The organism is Nonomuraea roseoviolacea subsp. carminata (genome assembly GCF_024172185.1).
Lineage (GTDB): Bacteria > Actinomycetota > Actinomycetes > Streptosporangiales > Streptosporangiaceae > Nonomuraea > Nonomuraea roseoviolacea.
The window spans coordinates 7240568-7260329 of record NZ_JAMZEC010000001.1; the positions used below are offsets into that span (position 1 = coordinate 7240568).

The window sequence follows — 19762 nt, forward strand, 5'->3', positions numbered from 1 at the left end:
CGGCCGGCGCCCGCATCCTTCGACGTGCGGCGAAACGTGCTCCGGCTAGGGTCGGAGGCATGGCAGCAGTGGAGCACGTCGCGGCCGACGCCGACATCGCGCCCGTGGCGGCGCTCATCGCGGACCCCACCCGGGCCGCCATCCTCACGTCCCTGCTGGGCGGCCAGGCGCTGGCCGCCGGCGAGCTGGCCCGGATGGCGGGGGTGAGCGCCGCGACCGCGAGCGCGCACCTGTCCCGCCTGCTGGACGGCGGTCTCGTCGCCGTCGTCCAGCAGGGCCGCCACCGCTACTACCGGCTGGCCGGGCACGAGATCGCCGAGGTGCTGGAGGTGCTGGCCAGGGTCGGCGGCCGCCCGCCCGTGCGGTCGCTGCGCCAGTCGCGGCAGGCGCGCATGCTGGAGGAGGCCCGCACCTGCTACGACCACCTGGCCGGGCGCGCCGGGGTCGGCCTGTTCGACCGGCTGCGCGAGACCGGCTGCCTCGCGGGGGAGGAGGTGACCCCGGAGGGGGAGCGCCTGCTCGGCGGCCTGGGCGTGGACGTCGAAGGGGCGCGCCGGGCCAGGCGCCGCTTCGCCCCGGAATGTCTCGACTGGACCGAACGGCGGGCCCACCTCGGCGGCGCGCTCGGTGCGGCGATCACCGCGGTGCTGTTCGAACGCGGCTGGTACGCCAGAGGACCCGTCCCCCGGGCGGTGAACGTCACGGAAGCGGGCAGGGAGGGGCTGGCGGCACTGTTCTCCGGTAAGGAGCTAACATCGCATACGCCGGTTACCTGAACGAGAGAGAACACCATGCGCGACAACGGAGTCGTGAACGTCGGCCCTGAACCCCTCACCTTCGACGACGTCATCCGGGTGGCCCGGCTCGGCGCCGCGGTCCAGCTCACCGACGACGCCGTGGCGGCGATCGCGGCGGCGCGGCAGCGGGTGGACGAGCTGGCCGAGAGCCCTGTCCCCGCCTATGGCGTGTCGACCGGCTTCGGCGCGCTCGCCACCCGGCACATCGACCCGGCGCTGCGCGCCCAGCTCCAGCGCTCGCTGGTCCGCTCCCACGCGGCCGGCAGCGGCCCCGAGGTGGAGACCGAGGTCGTGCGCGCGCTCATGCTGCTGCGCCTGCACACGCTGGCCACCGGGCACACCGGCATCCGGCCGACGACCGCCAAGACCCTGGCCGGGCTCATCAGCGCGGGCATCACGCCGGTCGTGCACGAGTACGGCAGCCTCGGCTGCTCCGGCGACCTGGCCCCGCTGGCCCACGTGGCGCTGGCCCTCATGGGGGAGGGCCCGGTCCGCGACGCCGACGGCCGGCTCACCTCGGCCGCCGAGGCGCTCAAGCAGGCCGGCCTGGAGCCCGTCGAGCTGGCCGCCAAGGAGGGGCTCGCGCTCATCAACGGCACGGACGGCATGCTCGGCATGCTGATCATGGCCATCGACGACCTCACCCGCCTGGTCAGGACCGCCGACGTCAGCGCCGCGATGAGCGTCGAGGCGCTGCTCGGCACCGACCGCGTCTTCGCCCCCGAGCTCCAGGCGCTGCGCCCGCACCCGGGCCAGGCCCGCGCCGCGGCCAACATGACGCGGGTCCTGGCCGGCTCGGCCATCATGGAGAGCCACCGCGACCCCAACGCGTGCACCCGCGTGCAGGACGCCTACTCCCTGCGCTGCGCCCCCCAGGTCGCCGGCGCGGCCCGCGACACGATCGCCCACGCCTCCAACGTCGCCACCTGGGAGCTGGCCAGCGCCGTCGACAACCCGGCCGTGCTCGCCGACGGCCGGGTCGAGTCCAACGGCAACTTCCACGGCGCCCCCGTCGCGTACGCGCTGGACTTCCTGGCCATCGTCGCCGCCGACCTCGCCTCCATGTCCGAACGCCGCACGGACCGCTTCCTCGACGTGGCCCGCAACCACGGGCTGCCCGCGTTCCTGGCCGACGACCCCGGCGTCGACTCCGGCCACATGATCGCCCAGTACACCCAGGCGGCCATCGTCTCCGAGCTCAAGCGGCTGGCCGCGCCGGCCAGCGTCGACTCGATCCCCAGCTCGGCCATGCAGGAGGACCACGTCTCGATGGGCTGGTCGGCGGCGCGCAAGCTCCGCCGGTCCGTCGACGGCCTGACGCGCGTGCTGGCGATCGAGGTGCTGACCGCCGCCCGCGCGCTCGACCTGCGCGCCCCGCTGACCCCCGCCCCGGCCACGGCGGCCGTGGTCAAGGCGCTGCGCGAGACCGTGCCGGGCCCGGGTCCCGACCGGTTCCTGGCGCCGGAGATCGACGCGGCGGTCCGCCTGGTGGCCGACGGCTCCCTGATCGCCGCCGTGGAGGCGGTCACGGGCCCGCTCGACTGAGCCGGAGGGCGCCGCCGGGGGCGGCGCCCAATGGGGCCGATCAGGGCAGGGCGGCGATGACGTCCACCTCCAGCAGCAGCCCCGGCATGAACAGCCGGGGCACCTCGACGGTCGTGCTCGCGGGCGGCGTCCCGGTGATGTACTTGCGCCGCACCGCGCCGTACTCCATCCGCAGGTCCATGTCCGTCAGGTACGTCCGGATGAACGTGACGTCCTCGAACGTCGCCCCCTGGTCGGCCAGGATGCGCTCCAGGTTCCGGAAGACGTGCTCGGCCTGGGCGGTCATGTCGCCCTCGCCGACCACGCGGTTCTGCTCGTCGAAGGCGGCCTGCCCCGAGACGTAGAGCGTGTCGCCGGCCCGGACGGCGTGGGAGTACATGCCGTTCGTGGCCGGGACGGTCGGCGGGTTCAGCGGCACGGCCCTCGGCGCGCGCCCCCTCGGCGCGCCGTCCCCGGCCTCCGGCGACGCCGCGTGCGGCGTGGCGGCGAGGTGGGTGGCGATCGCCGTGAGGTCGCGCCCGCCCAGCCCGGCGGCCTCCGCCTCCTGGAGCCGCCGGCGGGCGGCGGTGGCCAGCGTCGCCTCCGGCCACGCCGCGAGGCCCAGGTCCTTGGCCGCCAGCCCGAGGGCGTACCGGGTCTCCGTCGCGGGCACGCGCAGCCGCTCCGCCATCGCTCCGAGCGGGGTGACCGCGAGCACGTCGGCCAGCGTCTCGCGCGGCACGCCGTGCGCCGCCCCGTACGCGAACGTCTCGGCGATCAGCACCTGCGCCGGGACGATCGCGCTCATGACGGCGACCTTCAGCGCGGCGCCCGCGCCCAGCGGCCCGGCCTCCCGCACGGCGCCGAACACCGACAGCACCTGCCGGACCTTCGCCGCGACCGGCGCGTCGAGCCCGTCCAGCCCGCCGGCCAGGACGGTCAGCGTGCCCTCCGCAGCCGGTCCGACGCTGCCCAGCACGGGCGCGTCCACGAGCCCGGCGGACGCCGGCAACAGCGCCCGCAGCTCCCGCACCGCCTCCGGCCCGATCGTCGACATCTCCACCACCGTCGCCCCGGGGGCCAGGCCGGGCAGCGCCGCCGCCAGCACCTCGCGGACCGCGGCCGGGTCGCGCAGCATCGTGACGACCAGCTCGGCGCCCTCGGCGGCCTCGGCCGCCGTCACGCCCGTGCCCCGCCGCCACACCGTCACCGGGTGGCCGGCGTCCGCGAGGCGACGCGCCATGGGGACGCCCATCCGTCCCTGTCCAAGAAAAGTGATCTTCCCAAAGATATTTCCGTCGAATGCGGTCATGTGGATCAGTGAACCGCGCCACGAGAGATTCCACCAGCGACTAGATTGCATGGCAGCCATGACTGACGCGAATACCTTGGACACCGCCACCCTCCGGCTGTTCGACGAGGTGGCCCGCAACGGCTCGATCACCGCCGCGGCCGAGCTGCTCGGCTACACCCAGTCGGCGGTCTCCCGCCGGGTCGCCGCGCTGGAGCGCGCCGCCGGAGGGCCGCTGTTCGAACGGCTGGCCCGCGGCGTGCGGCTGACCCCGGCGGGCCGGGCGCTGCACCGCCACGCCGTCGCCGTCCTCGACCGGCTCGAACGCGCGGGCGAGGAACTGTCGGCGATCCACGGCGGCAACGGCGGCACCCTGCGCGTGGGCGCGTTCGCCACCGCCAACGTGGACCTGGTGCCCGGCACGCTGCGGCACTTCGCGCGCGTCCGGCCCCGCGTCGAGCCGCGCGTGATCGAGGGGCTGACCTCCCGGCTCGTCGAGCGCCTCCAGGCCGGGTCGCTGGACATCGCGGTCATCAGCGACTACCCGGCCGGCCTGCCCGCCGGCTTCACACTCCGCGCGTACGCCCCGGAAGACCTCGTCCCCGAGGACGTCGCCCCGCCAGGCCGCGTTCCGGAAGCCCCGGCCCGAGACGCGGCCCGAGACCCGGCCCGAGAGGCGGCCCGCGACACGGCCCGAGACACGGCCCCCGACACGGCCCGAGACGCGGCCCGGCGGCGCGGAGACGCGGAGGACGGCGCCGGGCGGGCCGTGCTGCTGCGGGAGGACCCTCTGCTCGTCGCCCTGCCCCGCGAGCACCCGCTGGCCCGCGAGGACTCCGTGGACCTGCGCGAGCTGGCGGGCGAGGCGTGGATCGAGGCCGCCCCGCGCGGCCAGCCGACGCTGCTGACCGCCGCGTGCGCCGCCGCCGGCTTCACCCCGCGCGGCGGCCTGCGCGTGGCCGAGTGGACGGGCAAGTTCGGGTTCGTCGCCGCCGGGCTCGGCATCACGCTGGTCCCCGAGCTGGCCGCCCGGGGCGTGCCGCCCTCGATCGTGCTGCGCCCGCTGCGCGGCACGGCCCCCGCCCGCAAGGTCTACGCGGTCGTGCCCGCCAACCCGCTGCCCGCCGCGCTGGAGTTCCTCCGGCTGCTGGGACAATGGGAGCCGTGCACGACGCCTTCGCCCACGTAGGCGGTCTCCTCGCCACCGGTTTGCGCGACCTGACCACCGACCTCGCCGCCCTCGACGGCGACGGCTGGTGGGCGGTCGTCGCCGACTACGAGGGGAAGGTGACCTGCGCCCGCTTCGACCGGGTGCGTCCCGCTCCGCTGCCCCGCCCCCGCCGCCCCTGGCACGGTCCACCGCCCGGCCGCTGGCACAGCTCCCTCGACCAGGCCGCCTACGAGTGCGGCGTCCAGACGATCCGCGACCACATCGAGCGGGGCGAGGTCTACCAGGCCAACCTGTGCCGGGTGCTGAGCGCGCCCGTGCCGTCCGACGCCGACCCGCTGGCCCTGGCCGCCCGGCTCGCCGCCGGCAACCCGGCCCCGTACGCCGCGGTGATCGACGTGCCCGGCGCGACCGTCGTGTCCGCCTCGCCGGAGCTCTACCTGTCGCGCGACGGCGACGTCGTCGAGTCCCGCCCGATCAAGGGCACCGGCGCCACCGCCGCCGACCTGCTCGACAAGGACCGCGCCGAGAACGTCATGATCGTCGACCTGGTCCGCAACGACCTCGGCCGGGTCGCCGCCGTCGGCTCCGTCGAGGTCCCGGCGCTGTGCGCGGTCGAGGAGCACCCCGGCCTGGTCCACCTGGTCTCCACGGTGCGCGCCCGGCTGCGGCCCGGCGCGGGCTGGGCCGAGCTGTTCGCGGCCACGTTCCCGCCCGGCTCCGTCACCGGGGCCCCCAAGTCGTCCGCCCTGAGGATCATCAATCAGCTCGAACCCGCGCCCCGGGGGCCGTACTGTGGGGCGGTGGGCTGGGTCGACGCCGACCGACGCAGGGCGGCGCTGGCCGTCGGCATCCGCACGTTCTGGATCGCCGCGGGTGAGATCCGGTTCGGCACGGGCGCGGGCATAACCTGGGAGAGCGATCCCCGGCGTGAGTGGCTCGAGACCGAGCTGAAGGCGTCCAGGCTCATCTCACTGGCATCATCAGGAGGCACTTGATGAACATCCCTGTCTGGGTCAACGGGGAGCTGATCGACCCCCAGCGGGCGACCGTCTCGGTGTTCGACCACGGGCTCATGGTCGGCGACGGCGTGTTCGAGACCGTGAAGATCGTCCACGGCCGCGCGTTCGCGCTCACCCGGCACCTCGACCGGCTCAAGCTCTCGGCGCAGCGCATGGACCTGCCCGAGCCCGACGTCGAGGCCATCGCCGACGGCGTCGCGAAGTGCCTGGCCGCCGCCCCCGACTGGGCGCTGGGCCGCATCCGCATCACCTACACCAGCGGCCCGGGCCCGCTCGGCTCCGACCGCGGCGACCAGGGCACCACCGCCGTGGTGATCGTGGACGAGCAGAAGCCGTTCCCGGTCACCGCCAACGTCACCGTCGTGCCCTGGCCGCGCAACGAGCGCGGCGCGCTGGCCGGCGTCAAGAGCACCTCCTACGGCGACAACGCCAAGGCGCTGGCCTACGCCAAGGCCCGCGGCGGCGGCGAGGCGATCTTCGGCAACATCGCCGGCGACCTGTGCGAGGGCACCGGCTCCAACATCTTCATCGTCCGCGGCGGCCGCCTGCTCACCCCGACCCTCGCCTCCGGCTGCCTGGCGGGCGTCACGCGGGCGCTGGTGCTCGAATGGTGCGGCGGCGAGGAGACCGACGTGCCGCTGTCGGCCGTGTACGAGGCCGAGGAGGCGTTCCTGACCTCCACCACCCGCGACATCCAGCCGATCAGGCTGGTCGACGACACCGAGCTGCCGATCGCGCCCGGCCCGATCACGGCCAAGGCCATGCGGGTCTTCGCCGAGCGCTCGGCGGGCGACCTCGACCCGTGACGTCCGCCGGTGCAGGCGTCCGGGCGGCCCGCGTGATCGGCCGCCCGGGCGCGCAGCGGCGCGCCACGCGATCCGGGCTCAGTAGGACTTCTGCGTCTGCACGTTGAAGTCGTCCATCCTGACCTTCTTGGCGGGGTCCGTCAGCGGGTCGTCGATGGAGATCACGTCCAGCCCCTCGCGGATGTCGCTGGAGTAGATGTAGCCGTTGTAGTAGTACGCCGACCACGAGCCGGCCACCGGGTCGTCGCCGCCGTCCGGGTACGGCCCGCGCTCGAAGAAGCCGATCTCCCGGGGCGCCGAGGAGTCGGTGAAGTCCCAGATCGACACCCCGCCCTGGTACCACGCCTGCACCATGACGTCCTTGCCCGGCACCGGCACGAGCGAGCCGTTGTGGGCGACGCAGTTCTCGTCCTTCTGCTGTTCGCGGGGCATCTTGAAGTAGCCGCGCCGCTCCAGCCGGCCGCCGACGATGTCGTAGATGGCGTTGGCGCCCTTGGTCCGGGGGGTGTCCCTGTCGCAGGTGGGCGCGCCGCCGCCGCCAAGCTCGTCGCTGAAGACCACCTTGGTGGCGTCGTTGTTGAACGTCGCCGAGTGCCAGATCTGGAAGTTGGTCTCGTCGCGGATCTGCTGGAGCACCTTCGGGTTCACGGGGTCGGAGATGTCGAGCAGCACGCCGTCGCCGAAGCAGGCGGCGGCGGCGAGCTTCTTCTCCGGGTACGCGGTGATGTCGTGGCAGCCGCCGCTGCCCTTCTGGCGTTCGGGGAAGATGTTGGGCCTGGCGACGACCCGCGCGGAGCGGGGGTCCTTGACCGGGATCTCGACGACCTGGATGACCTGGTGCTCCGGCGTGCAGGTGGCCGAGTCGGCCTCACCGCCGGGGGAGGAGACGTACACGTAGAGCGTCTCGCCCTGCGGCACCATGGTGTGCGTGTGCGACCCGCACTCGGTCGCCACGGACGAGACGTAGGTCGGGCGGGCCTTGTCGCTGATGTCGAAGATGCGCAGCCCCTCCCAGGCGCGCGTGTCCTCGTCGGAGCCGCAGCCCGCGTCGCTGCGCGGCTCGTCCACCGACAGGATCAGCAGGTCGCCGTAGACGGAGACGTCGTTCTGCTGGGCCGGGCAGGCCACCTGGCTGACCGTCCTCGGCCTGGCCGGATCGCTGATGTCGTAGACGGAGAACCCGCCGAAGTTGCCGACGAACGCGTAGTCTCCCTGGAAGGCCAGGTCGGTGTTCCAGTCCATCTCGTTGTTCAGCGGCGCCGACCGCGGGACGTTGGCCACGAGTCTGACGTTGGAGCTGGTCATCACGGCGTTGTCGCCCGACCCCTGTGAGGTGCCTCCGGAGCGCGCCGCGGACCCGCCGGGGTCCGATCCCGACGCGCACGCGGACACGAGCAGGGCCAGCGCGCACACCACCGCCCCCCGAACCCTGGCAGAGATCACGCACGTACCCCTCGTCTTGTGTCCCAGTATGGAAGCTATGTCAGTACGATCCCGGTTCGTACGCGTACTTGTCGCAATTATGGCGATATTCGCGGTGGCGGCGTGCGCCGAGCGGCCGGAGGGGCCCTCGGCCGTGGGCACGGACGCCCCGGTGATCGTCCCGGGTGAACCGGGGGCCGCGGCCCGTACGGCGACGCCGGGGGAGCGGGTCGGGCAGGCCGACCGGGAGCCGGGGGCGGCGGACGTCCGCTTCGCCGAGGGCATGATCCCGCACCACCGCCAGGCCCTGGAGATGACCGCCCTGGTGGCGCAGCGCACGGGTGACGCGACCGTACGGAGCTTCGCCGCGCAGATCGCCGCGGCCCAGCGGCCCGAGATCAGCGTGATGACCCGCTGGCTCGCCGCCCTCGGCCGCTCCGTCCCGGCCGGACACGAGCACGGCCCGGCGGGCTACGGGATGGCCTCGCTGGAGGAGATGAACGCCCTGCGCGCCGCCCGCTCCGCCGCCTTCGACCGCCTGTTCCTGACCCTCATGATCAGGCACCACGAGGGCGCCCTGCGGATGGCCCGCGAGCAGCTCGCGGCGGGGCGCGACGTGAGCATGCGGCGCATGGCGCGGGACGTGTACGCGGGCCAGAGCGTCGAGATCGCGCGCATGACGCGGGCGCTGGAGGCGCTGCCCGGGGCCTGACCCTCGAAGGTGACCGGCCGGCCGCCGGGGTCTACAGTGTCGGCCACGGCCATCACACGATCTTCAGCCGTTCCGCCGGCCGCGTTCACGCTCCCCGGCAGACGAAGACCGCCACCCGCATCACCAGGAGGTCCGCCGAGTGTCCGCAGCCGACGACAAGGTGTTTCTCCAGGGAGTCTTCGCCGAGACCGCGAAGGGCAACGGGCGGTCGTTCGTCGAGGCGCTGGCCGACGACGTCCGCTGGACGATCATCGGGCGTACCGCGTGGTCGGGCACCTACGAGGGCAGGCGGGCCGTGATGGAGGAGCTGCTGCAGCCGCTCGGGCGGCAGCTCGGTGGACGCAACGTCGTCAGCGCCGAGCGCTTCGTGGCCGAGGTCCTCGCTCCGCCGTCGCCGAGCCTCGCCGGGTGAGGGGAGGGCCGAGGGGGCCGGTTCAGGACGGCCAGAGCATGTTGGTCAGCTCGGCGTCGAGGTCCATGTAGTCGGTCTCGCGCCCGGCCGGCACCTTCTCGTACGTGCGGTGCAGGAACTCGGTGAGCGGCGTCAGCGGCACCTCGAACAGCGCCTGGCCGAAGGGGGAGGTCAGGCTGATGTGCAGCGTGCGCTCGCCGTCGGAGCGGGCCGGCCACACCTGCACGTCCCCGTCGCCGACCCGGCGCACGATGCCGACGGTCAGCAGCTCCCTGGCGAAGATCCACTCGACCGGTTCGTCGTTCCCCACGTGGAAGGCCATGCGGATCGCGTAGGGGTCGTCGGCGGTGTAGCTGAGGCCGGCGAGCAGGGGGACGGTCGTTCGGTCGGGGACCACAAGCCGAAGGCCAAGCTCGGCGGAGACGGTGGTGCTGTTCATCGTCAGCCAAACCTTTTTGTCGTAGGTCCCCTCTTCGGGGCTTTCACTGCTCTGACGGACTTCGTCCTGAGCTATGACGCGGAACGAAGAAACCTGTAGGAAAGATTCCGCTCCCAGGGCCTTCTGTAACGCACCTCACAGCTGGACATTCGGGCATCTATCTGGCCAAACGTCATCAGTCGGCTGGTATTTGCGAGGGCTTTGCGCGCTCCCCAGCCGGCTCCGGTGGAACCTTTCATGAACGTTTCCGGAGAAAAGATCACGATCGGCTCCTACCGGAACACGTCGATGGTATGCCACCGACCCGCTCCGGCGACGGGCAACCACCCCCTTTCCCTCGAATCCCCGCCCCTGGCCGCCTCCCGGCGCGCCGCCGCTTCGCCAGGAGGTCCCGGAGTGCGGTATGGTTTTCCCGTCGGCAGCCGCAAGGGGCCGCACAGCAGGGCGATTAGCTCAGCGGGAGAGCGCTTCGTTCACACCGAAGAGGTCACTGGTTCGATCCCAGTATCGCCCACCGCACGTCAGGGGCCCTTTCCGGGGAGACCGGGAAGGGCCTCTTGCATGATCGTGCGTCGGATGTGCGTCAAGATCGCTAACGTGCGTCGCCTGACGCACGCCGCCGCCACGACTGGACGACCTTCTCGTGGGCATCCGGAGCCAGATGCGCGTAACGCTGGGTAGTGGTGAAGCTCTCGTGTCCCAGCAGCGACTGTACGTCGTAAAGGGGCACGCCATCCTGCACCAGCCAGCTCGCCGCCGTGTGCCGCATGATCCTCGGCGGGAACCGGCGGATCCCCGCCTCCTCGATGCTGGGGTACCAGATCCGATCGCGGAAGTTACCGTCGTCGATCAGCCCGCCGCCCGGCGCGGTGAACACCCGCTCCATGCGCCCCCGGCCCTGCATGAGCCGGCTCATCCCCGCCAGCGTCAACGCCGGCACCGGCACCACCCGGTTCGACTTCATCGACTTCGGGTACGCGCGCAGCCCCTCCCGGGTCTGCACCTCCACCACCGCCAGCAGACCGCGCATCCAGTCCACGCGGTGCCCGTGCAGCCCGTATAGCTCGCCAGGCCGCAGCCCGACGTCCATGCCGAGCTCGACCAGGGTCCGCCACCCCGGGCCGTGTAGCTCCTCCACGGCGGCGTACAGCGCCTGGGCCTCCGCTCTCTCGTAGAACTCGACCGACTTGGCGTTGCGGCGCGGCAGGTCGAGGTCGCCGAACGGGTTCACCAGGACGACTGGAGGGTTCTCCTTCATCGCGGCCCGATACATGGATCCCATCAGATACACGATGTCGTGGATGGTCGAGGCGGCCAGCGTGGGGATCTCGTCCTGGTCAGCGAATGGGCTGACCGCGCGGCCTTTGTGCCGGACACGCCGGGTTTCGATCAGTTCGCCCACCCACGCCTGGGCGTCGACCCGCTGGACCGCCTGCATGGGCCAGTCGCCCCACTTGGGCTGGCAGTGGGTCGCCCACAGGGAGGCGTTCTTGGCCTTCGTCGGGCCTTCGACGAGCCGGGCTTTCGTCCAGCGGGCGTACCAGTCAGACACCTTGATCTTGCCGGCGTTCGGGTCGCGGACGTCGCCGGCCGCGAACTTGGCCTCCTGCTGCCTGGCCCACTTGTCGACGACGGACTTGAGCCGGTTTGTCTCGGTGACCCGCTTGCCGTTGGGCATGCGCACGGTCGCCTGGTAGAGGCCGCTCGGGAGGCGGCGGATGTACGGCATCAGGATTCCCCTGCTCCGAGAATCCGCTTCAACGTCTGCTCGAGCTTCATGGCCATATCCATGGTGAGGCGGTCTTCGGGGATGTGGATGTCGAGACCGTCCGGACTCCAGGTGAAGGTGACATCCGGCCCGCTGGACGCGAGGTCCTTCGCCATGGTCTGGATGGCGGACGCCCACATGTCAGCGTCTCGGCGGGTGGCATGCGTGGCCGAGCGCCGCTGGCCACCCGGGAGCCGTACGGTCGCCTGCCAGCGACCGTTGGAAAGGCGTCGAAGGTGAGGCATAAGTAACTCCTGGGGGTGTCGCTATCGGAGGCGCACGCACACGTCCAGCAGCGGATCCACGCGGGCGTGGACGAGCCCATCACAGCCCGCCGCGGCCACCGTCGGCCCCGGCTGGGGTGCAGGCGCGGTCGTGGCCGCTGGGCGCGCGTCCACTGTAGGCCGCTCAGAGCGGCGGGGCGGGGCGGTCACGGCGACCACCGTCTCCCGCTCCCGCCGTGGCTCCCGTGCGGTGGCCGACGGTTCCGGGCGTTTCCGGGTGGGCCGCGCGCTGGGTGGCGGCGTGCGGCGGGCCGGCCGGGTCGCCTCGGTCGTGCTCCGCCGGCTCGGGCCCGCGGTGGGCGGCGTGGCCGCGGGCCGCCGCGGCTCGGCTACGGCCGGGGGAGCGGTGGGCCGCCGGGACGCGCGCGGCGTCGACGGCCGGGCCGTGGCCGACAGCTCGGTGCGGGTGCCGTCCACGGTCATGACGATGGTGGTCGGCGGCGGGGCCGCGTACGGCCGGCGCTCCTCCGGATCCAGGGCGCCGGTGATGGCGAGGGCGATCGTGCCGACGATCGCGGTCGCCGCGGTGCCGGCGGCGGCGGAGGCGGCGCGCTCGTGCTCGCGGGTCCACTCCCACGCGCCGACCAGAAGCGGGATGGGGAAGATGCCCTTCCAGTCGCGCCGCCGGTAGTGGCGCAGGATGGCGTCGACCGCGTCCTCCCGTTCAAGCCCTTGCAGGCTGGCGGAGACCGTGATGACCAGTCGTCCGTCTTCCCAGCGGGCGACGACCTCTGATGGCGGGTCAGGCTCCTCGCGGAGCTCCCAAGGTAAGTCGTCCCTCAATGGTCTCGCCCTCCGCCGTACTGGTCACGGAGGAGCCGCCAGCGCCGGTCGGCTTCGGCGGGGTCATCTCGGCCGAGCGGCCGGACCCCGACGGTCATCTCCTCGCCGTCGACGTGGACGGTGACGAGCTGGATCCGTCGGCCGCTCCGGGCGAGAGCGTGCCGGATCGCGGGCGGCGCGTGGCTGCTGCGTTCGGCTTCGAGTTCCTCGAACAGGCGGCCGACGAGGAGCTGGAGCGTGTCGATCTGGGCGGCCATTTTTGTCACGACGGTGCGCATGAAACGTGGATCGAGTAGCTGGGCATCGGTCAACTGCCGTACGTCAGTGGTGCCCTCCCCCAGGGCTGTTTTGGCATGTCTCGGGCTCTCGCCCACTTCGTTGTTGGCGATCTTTCCCACCCCCCGGCGGTATGCTGCGGCCCCACGCACGCGGTTTCGGTTTGCGCCTCAATAGGGCATTTGACGCTCACAAATCGCGATCGGCAAGTTACGGACAGGACCGTTGCAGCTTTGTGACGTTGCAGCTTTATGCAGCTTAGGGCAGGTTTTGTATAGCGGATTTCGGTTGTTAGCGCGCACAACCTCGCTACCTGCAAGTACCGGTGGTGGGGAGATATTTTCGGTCGGTCAGGTCGCAGGTTTGGGGTCGATGTGGACGGTCATGCGTCGCACGGAAGGCGCGGCGCGGCCAGGCTCGCCGGGATGTCGGCCACGGAGATGATCTGGCCCTGGCCGATGAACCTGCGCGCCACCAGCAGGCCCGCATCGTGCACATCCGGGCCGGCGTGGGACGCAGACGCGTCCGCGATCAGCCACGGCGTCAGGTCCGCCTCGAACGCGCCCAGCGCGGTCGCCAGCACGCACGACTCGGTGGCGATCCCGCACACGTAGATGTCGCGCCAGCCCCGCTCGGCCACGAGGGCGGCGCCCGCCGGGTCGGCGAACAGGCCGTACCCCCGCTTGTCGATCACGAGTGCTCGGGCGGTGTGCGGCTGCAGCTCGTCCACGATGTCGATCTCGGGGGATGTCATGCATGCCGACCAGCGCACCAGCCGCTCGAACGGCGATCCCGGGTAGTTGATGTAGCGGCTGAACAGCACGTCGCCCTGCCAGCGCTCGACCAGGTCGGCGATCACGGGGACGACGTGCGCCGACGCGGGCCGGACGAACGCGTTCTGCACGTCCACGACCACCAGCACGGACCGGTCCAGGGCGGTGCTCACTGTCTGCCTGCCTCTCGAAGTGCCTCGATTGCCTGATCAAGATGACCCACGATGCCGCTCGTCTCCACGATGGCGTCACGCATGGAGCGGTGCTGGCCTGTCTCGCGCGGCCGGGGGTTGGTCAGCCGCGAGCGAGCCGCCCGCAGGAACCTCCATCCGAACCCGCCGACGGCTCCCGGGTCGTGGCCCTGCTCGACTTGGCCGTTGATGTGCTCGCAGTAGGCCCAGATCGCCTGGGCCGACAGCTCGCAGTTGACGAGCTCCTCCTCCGCAAGGCAGCGGGCCGGGTCCAGCGGGTGGTACGCGACGCCGGACCAGGAGGCGTAGCCGACGGACACGCCGGCCAGGCCGAACGACCTCATCTCCTGCTGGTGGAACCCTCCGGCGAGTAACTCGCGCTCGGCCTGCTCGGCCACGGCCACGCAGGCGTCGCCGACGGGCTGGTCGCGGTCGATGAGGACGCGTGGCGCGCAGATGATGCGCAAAGCGGTGTCGAGCATCTGCCCGACCCAGGTGGGGCTGTGAACCCAGTAGAGGCTCAGCACGTACGAGGCGGCCACGGTGTCGTCGCCGGCGAGCTGGCGGAGGTGGGTGGTGGCCCAGTCGAGGTTGTGCTCGTAGGACTGGTAGCGCCAGACGGCGAGGTGGGCGACGTTCGGCACGTCGAGGTCCTCGACGAGGTGGAGGATCGCCACGCCGTACGGCCAGATGTGCAGCCGGCAGCCGCCGGCTGGCAGGTCGACCGGGAGGGTGTGGTGGTCGTGGCCGGCTGGTTCGGCCTGCTCAGTGAGGCGGGCGGCTGCCGTCTCGCCGATGTAGGCCGCGATGAATTTGTGCGATCGGACGCCGAGCCGGTCGCTGGCCGAGGGCGTGACGGTGCTGACGGCGATGAGGATGTCGCCAGGCGGCACGAGGCTGGTCTCCCACGCCTCGATGGCGTCTGGGGAGACGGGCCAGCCGACCATGGGGGTGAGCAGGTCCGCGAACTCACTGCGGGACAGGCCCAGGCTCTTGCGGGCCAGGATGAGCCGGTTGCGGGCGAGGTTGGCGCAGTCCGGCCGGTAGGTGGTTCGCGTGCGTAGATCGACAACCTTGCTTGGTTCGACCATCGGCGGCGCTCTCGTCTCGTAGGTGGTCAGGTTCCGGTCTTGCGGTGGCGCGCGGGCTGGCCGGCGTCGTCGTTGGGGTACTGGTGGCCGAGCCTGGTGTAGAGCTGTTCGACGGTGCCGCGGAGTTCGGCGACCTGCGTCCGGAGGTCAGCCACCTGCTCGGCGAGGTCTTCGACGCTGGTGCGTTCCGCCTCGATCGCCTCGGGGGTGGCTTGGACGTAGACGGCCTTGCCGGGCTGGCCGATGACGAGCCCCTCGTTGCGGAGGACTTCGACCGCCTTGCGCACCACGGTGACGGAGTAGCCGTAGCGCTCCTTGAGTTCGGTCGTGGAGGGGATGGGGTCGCCCACTCGGAGAGCTCCTGATGCGATCTGCGACCGGAGGTCGTTGACGATCTGGAGGTAGAGCGTGCGCCCGGTCGCGTCGGTCACCGATGCTCCTACTGCACTTGGCACAACATGGTGCCACCAGTTGAGCACACCGGCCTGGTAGCAATCCACTCACCGTTGCGTGCTCTCCTTGACTTACCTTGCGTACATAGTTCAGCATGGCGTGCATGGAGACAGCCGAGACCGTCCAGACAGCGGAGTCCGCGGAGAGTACGCGCCGCACTGGGACGTTCATGTCCGTGGCGGACGCGGCGGAGGATCTCGACCTCTCGAAGGAGTACCTCTACAAGGGGCTGCGGGAGGAGCAGATCCCGGGCGCCAAGTTCGGCCGTAACCGCAAGATCCTGCGTGCGTTCGTCGAGGAGTTCAAGGCTCTGGCGGAGCGCGGGGAGGTCATCGACTTCGAGCAGCACGCCGCGTTGTGGCGCGCTCGGAGGGATGCAGAGGTGGCGGTCTGATGCCGCCGATCTACCCCAGACATGCCGCAGGCGGCCCCGCATCTGCCAAGAACCGGGCCGCCCGCTGTGTGTCCTCGATCCCACGAATCGAAAGGAACGGCTCCATCATGCCACAGACGCTCGCCCCGGCCCTGGTCCCGCAGCAGCGCCGCCCCTGCCCGGTGGCGACGCCCTGGTGCGTCCGCCACGACCACAGCGAGAGCATCTGCGCCGCCGCCGACACCCCCGTCCCCGGCCCTCTCCACTACGGCACCCAGCCCTGCGTCGGCCTCATGGCCAACCCCGACTTCGGGACGGTCATCCACATCTACCTCGCCGACGACCCGCACACCCTCGACGAGGCCGAGGAGATCGCGCTCGCGATCCTCGCCAAGGTCGCCGCCGCCCGGGGCACCGAGGTGGCACGGTGACCACCTCGACCGACACCACGCTCAGCGCGGCCCAGCTCATCGCCACCTGGAAGCAGCAGGAGAGCAACGCCCGCCAGCAGCTCAGAGCCAAGGTCCCCGGCCGCACCTGGAGGGACTGCGCGCGAACGATGCTCCTCCTGGGCGGCTGGTGGAACGGCATCCGCATCCTGCAGGCGCTCCTGGCCGAGGACCCGGAGGTGGCCGACCTCGTCGCCGCCCACCTCGCCGCCGTCGCCCCGGAGGAGCTGTCGCCGGCGCTGGCCGGGCTCGGCCGCCGCGACACCCCCGAGGACATCCACCGGTGGTTTACGAGCCGTTTCGGGGAGCCGCAGTGGACCCGCACCTCACCGACGACCTCGCCCGCCTGAACCGCTGGCAAGACGCCATCGCCGCCATGAACCCGCCACCCGACACCGACGAGCAGGAGCCCAGCCGATGAGCACCACCACCGCGCCGACGGCCAAGCAGGCGCGCAACCTGCTGGCCGAGGCCAGGAACGCCTCTACCTATACGAAGTTCTACACCGGCGGCAACGCCAGCCAGGAGAACGGCTTCGACGCGTTGCGGACGGCGCTCGTTGCCCAGGGCACCGCCACGCTCGCCATCGCCGAGGAACTCGCCGAGCTGCGCGAGGCCGTCCGCCAGGTCGCCGCCTGCCGCGCGGAGCTCGCCCAGATCGCCGCCGCGATCCAGAACCTGGCCGGCGCCCACGAGCGGTCCACCGCCCGGCTGCAGGACGCCCTCTCCGACGCCGCGACCTCGATCGACAAGACGGTTGGGAAGGGGCTGAAGGAGATCGCCGAAGAGGTTCGAGGCTGCGACGAGACCACGACCATAGGGACGATCGACATCGCCACCGCGATCCGAGAGCACAGTAAGACCGGCAACTCCGCGGTGTTCGGTGTCATCGACGTCATGGACCGGCCGCGCTGGTGGCAGTGGCGCCGCCGCAACCAGCGCCAGCAGGCCACGATCGTGGAAGGCGCCGCGCGATGAGCCGCTACATCCCCGGCCTCGGCTGGACCAGCCCCCAGCGACGCCAGCCGCTCGCCATCACGGCCGACGACGTCAACGACATCAAGACCGTCGCCCAGGCCGCGATGGACGCCACTGCGATCGCCGGGTTCACCCCCGAGGTGACGGTCACCCACGTCCGCGGCGGCGCCATCGTCAACGTCAAGGACACCCACCAGGTTTACCCCGCTGGCGTCCTCCGGCAGACGCTGCAGCAGATGGGCTACGTCGTCTCCCGCGAGGACCTCGGCCGCGCCGCGGTAACCGTCACCGGCCGGAACCCCGACCACGCCTGGAGCGAGGTGTCGACGTGATCGCCCCCGACTCGCAGCTCGCCCTGATGATGTTCTCCGCCACCTTCATCGCCCTCTACGCCGGCCACCACGTCGGCGACCACTGGGTACAGACCCACCGGCAGGCACTCACCAAGGGAGCGCCCGGGCGCGCCGGCAAGCGGGCGTGCCTCGGCCACGTCGTCACGCTCACCCTCACCAAGCTGACAGCGCTCGAACTGCTGTGGCTGGCCACCGGCTGGGTCCCCTCCGGGATCACCGCCGGCGCCGCCCTGGCCCTCGACATGATCAGCCACTATTGGGCCGACCGGCAGCACACACTCGCCGCCCTCGCCGAGCGGCTCGGCAAGGCCGACTTCCACCAGCTCGGCATGCCCGAGGCCGCGCCGACCGGGACCGGCGCGTACGCCCTCGACCAGTCATGGCACCTCGCCTGGACGTTCATCACCGCCCTGATCATCGCCGGAGGCTCCTGGTGAACCTCACGACCCCGGCCGACCCGCCGCCCGAAGACATCGAGCGCGGCATCGCCGAGATCGAGCAGCACCTCGCCGCCCAGGCACCGGCCCAGCCGGCGCCCACCTCCCGGGAGCTGGCCGTGCCGGCTCCCGCCGAGGACGACGACGAGGATGAGGATGTCGAGGCGGCCGAGCACGTCATCGACATCGACATCGACCTCGACGGCGGCGAGACCCGCCGGGTCCGCAGCCTGCGCGCCGAGGTCGCCGAAGCCCACCTCCTCGTCGGCTTGCAGGAGGACGAGGCGCCGCTGCTCGTCGACAGCCCGCGGGTGCGCAAGCGCCGCCGGGCCGCCTACGAGGCGGCCAAGCTGCACGAGCTCACCCACGACCCCGTCGCGCTCGCCTACCGCGACGCCAAGGTTCGCCGGGCGGTGACCGTGATGGTGATGTCGGCGGCGTCCATCGCGCTGGCCGTCAGCTCGATCGGCGTGCAGTCGTCCGTCGCCAAGGCCCTCGACCTACCGAAACACTCGGTCGGCTGGTGGGCGGCGTTCGGTGTCGAGCCCGCGATGTCGCTGCCGCTGCTTGCCACGGTCGGCGCGCAGGCGTACAGCGCGATCCGCGGTGTGGTGGTCGACCGCAAGAGCGACGCCGGCCGGAAGCTGTTCCGCACCGAGGCGCTGCTGCTCGGGTTGACGCTCGTGCTGAACTGCTGGCCCGCGATCAAGATGGATTTCGATCTGCTGGCGTTCATCGTGCACTCGCTCGGCCCGGTCGCCGCGGTCACCGCCGTGTGGGTTCTGCCGACGCTGTGGCAGGTGCTCGCCGCCCTGCCCGTACCCCTCCCCGAGAGGACCGGCGGGGGCTCCGTCAGACCCGTCCGCCGCGCCTCCTCGAGGCCGTCGAGCGCGACCGGGCGTACCCCCTCCTCCACGGCGGATGACCAGCGGCGGAGGAGACCGGCGGAGGGGGGCTCCTCCGCCGCCTCCCGGGGGCGTACGGCGGATGAGCATCGCGCCGAGCTTCGCCGGTTGATCGCCGCCGGCGAGTTGCCGTCGCGGCCGTCTGCCCGGGCGATTCAGAACGCTCTGCGGTGCCGGGAGGAACTCTCCCGGGAGTTGCGCGACGAGCTCCGCGATAGGGGCGAGTCGCGATGACCCGTGACTCTCGGAAGGAGTCTTCGATGAGCAACACCTCGTCCCGGCCGGGCTGGTCCGGGGACATGTTGGACCGCCCGGAGATGGTCGAGGCGTGGGCCGGCCAGCTGCGGGCGTCCTTGGCCGAGTACGTGGACTACGTCACCCGTATCCGTCGGGACGCCGAGGCCATGTGGAAGGCCAATCCGCCCGCCGAGTTCGGCAGCTTCGAGGCGTGGTGGCGGCACCACAAGGTCGCTGGCCCGTTCGCCCGGCTCCAGGAGCACCTGGAGGAGGCGGTCAAGCTCACCTTCGAGGTCGCGGCGCAGCACCGCCGGCAGCGTCACGAGGTGCCTGCCGCACGTCAGGCCGCCGCCCAGGCCAAGCAGCAGGTGGCGCTCGGCCGCGGCGCGGACACCGGCCGCTCGCCCCAGCCCCGACCTGCGGAAGCCCGGGCGCCGGCGGCCTCGCAGGACAGCACCTTCCTGGACTTCCTCCGCGGGGAGCGGTCGGCATGAGTACCACGATCGAGCTCACCCCGGAGGCGCGGCGGCGGCTCCAGAACCTCGCCAAGACCTGGGACGAGCGGGCCCGTGCCGCCGCAACCGACGCTGAACTGGCGAAGGTGTGCTTCGACCGGGCCAAGGCCGCCGCCCGCTGGGCGCAGCGCACCGGCGACATGCGTGCGATGCACGAACTGGCTGAGCTGCTCGCGACGTGGTCCGCGCAGACGGAGTACACCGCCGCCACCCGTCACACAGCGTGATGCGCATCTTCATGTTCATCTGCCGCGTCCCCTCGCGCGCGTAATGCGCGGCGCGCGTACGCGCGGCGCGCGAGTA

Annotated in this window: 26 protein-coding genes and 1 tRNA gene; 17 read left to right on the forward strand and 10 right to left on the reverse strand. The window is 71.9% G+C overall.

Features of this window, described 5'->3' with window-relative positions; translation table 11 throughout:
• The first annotated feature begins 59 nt into the window (after nt 1-59).
• Nucleotides 60-776, forward strand: a complete 717-nt coding sequence (locus tag HD595_RS33425; RefSeq protein WP_253776032.1) for an ArsR/SmtB family transcription factor — start codon at nt 60-62, stop codon at nt 774-776.
• A gap of 15 nt (nt 777-791) precedes the next feature.
• The gene (gene hutH / locus HD595_RS33430; protein ID WP_253776034.1) at nt 792-2342 is read left to right on the forward strand and encodes a histidine ammonia-lyase; all 1551 of its coding nucleotides are present in this window, start codon (nt 792-794) and stop codon (nt 2340-2342) included.
• Between the two features lie 40 nt (nt 2343-2382).
• Here hutH and HD595_RS33435 read toward each other — a convergent pair whose 3' ends face one another.
• Nucleotides 2383-3564, reverse strand: coding sequence for a Rid family hydrolase (locus HD595_RS33435; protein ID WP_253776043.1), 1182 nt, complete (start codon nt 3562-3564; stop codon nt 2383-2385).
• A 127-nt stretch (nt 3565-3691) separates the two neighbouring features.
• On the opposite strand from HD595_RS33435, the gene HD595_RS33440 reads away from it, so the two are divergent.
• From HD595_RS33440 to HD595_RS33450, 3 genes are read left to right on the forward strand one after another with little or no spacing between them, the layout of a single operon-like run.
• Complete coding sequence (locus HD595_RS33440; protein WP_253776045.1) at nt 3692-4801, forward strand: LysR family transcriptional regulator; 1110 nt, start codon at nt 3692-3694, stop codon at nt 4799-4801.
• Complete coding sequence (locus HD595_RS33445) at nt 4768-5778, forward strand: chorismate-binding protein (RefSeq protein WP_420540729.1); 1011 nt, start codon at nt 4768-4770, stop codon at nt 5776-5778. The genes HD595_RS33440 and HD595_RS33445 overlap by 34 nt, the downstream gene beginning before the upstream one ends.
• Nucleotides 5778-6608, forward strand: a complete 831-nt coding sequence (locus tag HD595_RS33450; RefSeq protein ID WP_253776049.1) for an aminotransferase class IV — start codon at nt 5778-5780, stop codon at nt 6606-6608. The genes HD595_RS33445 and HD595_RS33450 overlap by 1 nt, the downstream gene beginning before the upstream one ends.
• Before the next feature lie 78 nt (nt 6609-6686).
• Here HD595_RS33450 and HD595_RS33455 read toward each other — a convergent pair whose 3' ends face one another.
• Nucleotides 6687-8051 (reverse strand): LVIVD repeat-containing protein, encoded by a 1365-nt coding sequence (locus HD595_RS33455; RefSeq protein WP_253776051.1) that lies wholly within the window; start codon nt 8049-8051, stop codon nt 6687-6689.
• Nucleotides 8052-8130: 79 nt separating this feature from the next.
• Between HD595_RS33455 and HD595_RS33460 the strand changes: the two genes are divergently transcribed.
• Entirely contained in the window at nt 8131-8742 is a 612-nt protein-coding gene (locus HD595_RS33460) for a DUF305 domain-containing protein (protein ID WP_253776052.1), read from the forward strand.
• A 139-nt stretch (nt 8743-8881) separates the two neighbouring features.
• Nucleotides 8882-9154 (forward strand): nuclear transport factor 2-like protein, encoded by a 273-nt coding sequence (locus HD595_RS33465; protein ID WP_253776054.1) that lies wholly within the window; start codon nt 8882-8884, stop codon nt 9152-9154.
• Nucleotides 9155-9176: 22 nt separating this feature from the next.
• Here the strand turns inward: HD595_RS33465 and HD595_RS33470 are convergent, their stop codons facing one another.
• Nucleotides 9177-9593, reverse strand: a complete 417-nt coding sequence (locus HD595_RS33470) for an SsgA family sporulation/cell division regulator (RefSeq protein ID WP_253776056.1) — start codon at nt 9591-9593, stop codon at nt 9177-9179.
• A 442-nt stretch (nt 9594-10035) separates the two neighbouring features.
• Between HD595_RS33470 and HD595_RS33475 the strand changes: the two genes are divergently transcribed.
• A tRNA-Val gene (locus tag HD595_RS33475) sits at nt 10036-10107 on the forward strand.
• 78 nt (nt 10108-10185) lie between these two features.
• Here the strand turns inward: HD595_RS33475 and HD595_RS33480 are convergent.
• From HD595_RS33480 to HD595_RS33510, 7 genes are all read right to left on the reverse strand, one after another.
• The gene (locus HD595_RS33480) at nt 10186-11322 is read right to left on the reverse strand and encodes a tyrosine-type recombinase/integrase (RefSeq protein WP_253776057.1); all 1137 of its coding nucleotides are present in this window, start codon (nt 11320-11322) and stop codon (nt 10186-10188) included.
• Nucleotides 11322-11477: a hypothetical protein gene (locus HD595_RS33485; protein WP_253776059.1), complete on the reverse strand. Its 156-nt coding sequence runs from the start codon at nt 11475-11477 to the stop codon at nt 11322-11324. The genes HD595_RS33480 and HD595_RS33485 overlap by 1 nt, the downstream gene beginning before the upstream one ends.
• Before the next feature lie 150 nt (nt 11478-11627).
• Nucleotides 11628-12428, reverse strand: coding sequence for a flagellar biosynthesis protein FlhF (locus HD595_RS33490; RefSeq protein WP_253776061.1), 801 nt, complete (start codon nt 12426-12428; stop codon nt 11628-11630).
• Nucleotides 12425-12826: a hypothetical protein gene (locus HD595_RS33495; protein ID WP_253776063.1), complete on the reverse strand. Its 402-nt coding sequence runs from the start codon at nt 12824-12826 to the stop codon at nt 12425-12427. Before HD595_RS33495 ends, HD595_RS33490 begins: the two co-directional genes overlap by 4 nt.
• Before the next feature lie 260 nt (nt 12827-13086).
• Nucleotides 13087-13650, reverse strand: coding sequence for a cysteine hydrolase family protein (locus HD595_RS33500; RefSeq protein ID WP_253776065.1), 564 nt, complete (start codon nt 13648-13650; stop codon nt 13087-13089).
• Nucleotides 13647-14759, reverse strand: a complete 1113-nt coding sequence (locus HD595_RS33505) for a hypothetical protein (protein WP_253776067.1) — start codon at nt 14757-14759, stop codon at nt 13647-13649. The genes HD595_RS33500 and HD595_RS33505 overlap by 4 nt, the downstream gene beginning before the upstream one ends.
• 26 nt (nt 14760-14785) lie before the next feature.
• On the reverse strand, nt 14786-15190 hold the full coding sequence (locus HD595_RS33510; protein WP_253776071.1) for a GntR family transcriptional regulator: 405 nt from the start codon (nt 15188-15190) through the stop codon (nt 14786-14788).
• A gap of 125 nt (nt 15191-15315) precedes the next feature.
• On the opposite strand from HD595_RS33510, the gene HD595_RS33515 reads away from it, so the two are divergent.
• From HD595_RS33515 to HD595_RS33555, 9 genes are all read left to right on the forward strand, one after another.
• Nucleotides 15316-15606 (forward strand): excisionase family DNA-binding protein, encoded by a 291-nt coding sequence (locus tag HD595_RS33515; RefSeq protein ID WP_253776073.1) that lies wholly within the window; start codon nt 15316-15318, stop codon nt 15604-15606.
• A gap of 107 nt (nt 15607-15713) precedes the next feature.
• Nucleotides 15714-16016, forward strand: coding sequence for a hypothetical protein (locus tag HD595_RS33520; RefSeq protein ID WP_253776075.1), 303 nt, complete (start codon nt 15714-15716; stop codon nt 16014-16016).
• Nucleotides 16013-16384: a hypothetical protein gene (locus tag HD595_RS33525; RefSeq protein WP_253776077.1), complete on the forward strand. Its 372-nt coding sequence runs from the start codon at nt 16013-16015 to the stop codon at nt 16382-16384. Before HD595_RS33520 ends, HD595_RS33525 begins: the two co-directional genes overlap by 4 nt.
• 67 nt (nt 16385-16451) lie before the next feature.
• Nucleotides 16452-17012 (forward strand): hypothetical protein, encoded by a 561-nt coding sequence (locus HD595_RS33530; RefSeq protein WP_253776080.1) that lies wholly within the window; start codon nt 16452-16454, stop codon nt 17010-17012.
• Nucleotides 17009-17344 carry a hypothetical protein gene (locus tag HD595_RS33535; RefSeq protein ID WP_253776083.1) on the forward strand — a complete coding sequence of 112 codons (336 nt, stop codon included), beginning with the start codon at nt 17009-17011 and terminating at the stop codon, nt 17342-17344. Before HD595_RS33530 ends, HD595_RS33535 begins: the two co-directional genes overlap by 4 nt.
• Nucleotides 17341-17802 carry a DUF3307 domain-containing protein gene (locus tag HD595_RS33540; RefSeq protein ID WP_253776084.1) on the forward strand — a complete coding sequence of 154 codons (462 nt, stop codon included), beginning with the start codon at nt 17341-17343 and terminating at the stop codon, nt 17800-17802. Before HD595_RS33535 ends, HD595_RS33540 begins: the two co-directional genes overlap by 4 nt.
• Nucleotides 17799-18941, forward strand: a complete 1143-nt coding sequence (locus tag HD595_RS33545; RefSeq protein ID WP_253776086.1) for a hypothetical protein — start codon at nt 17799-17801, stop codon at nt 18939-18941. The genes HD595_RS33540 and HD595_RS33545 overlap by 4 nt, the downstream gene beginning before the upstream one ends.
• A gap of 26 nt (nt 18942-18967) precedes the next feature.
• A complete protein-coding gene (locus HD595_RS33550) occupies nt 18968-19438 on the forward strand; it encodes a hypothetical protein (RefSeq protein ID WP_253776088.1) in 471 nt (156 codons plus the stop codon).
• Nucleotides 19435-19686, forward strand: coding sequence for a hypothetical protein (locus HD595_RS33555; RefSeq protein ID WP_253776090.1), 252 nt, complete (start codon nt 19435-19437; stop codon nt 19684-19686). Before HD595_RS33550 ends, HD595_RS33555 begins: the two co-directional genes overlap by 4 nt.
• The last annotated feature ends 76 nt before the right edge of the window (nt 19687-19762 follow it).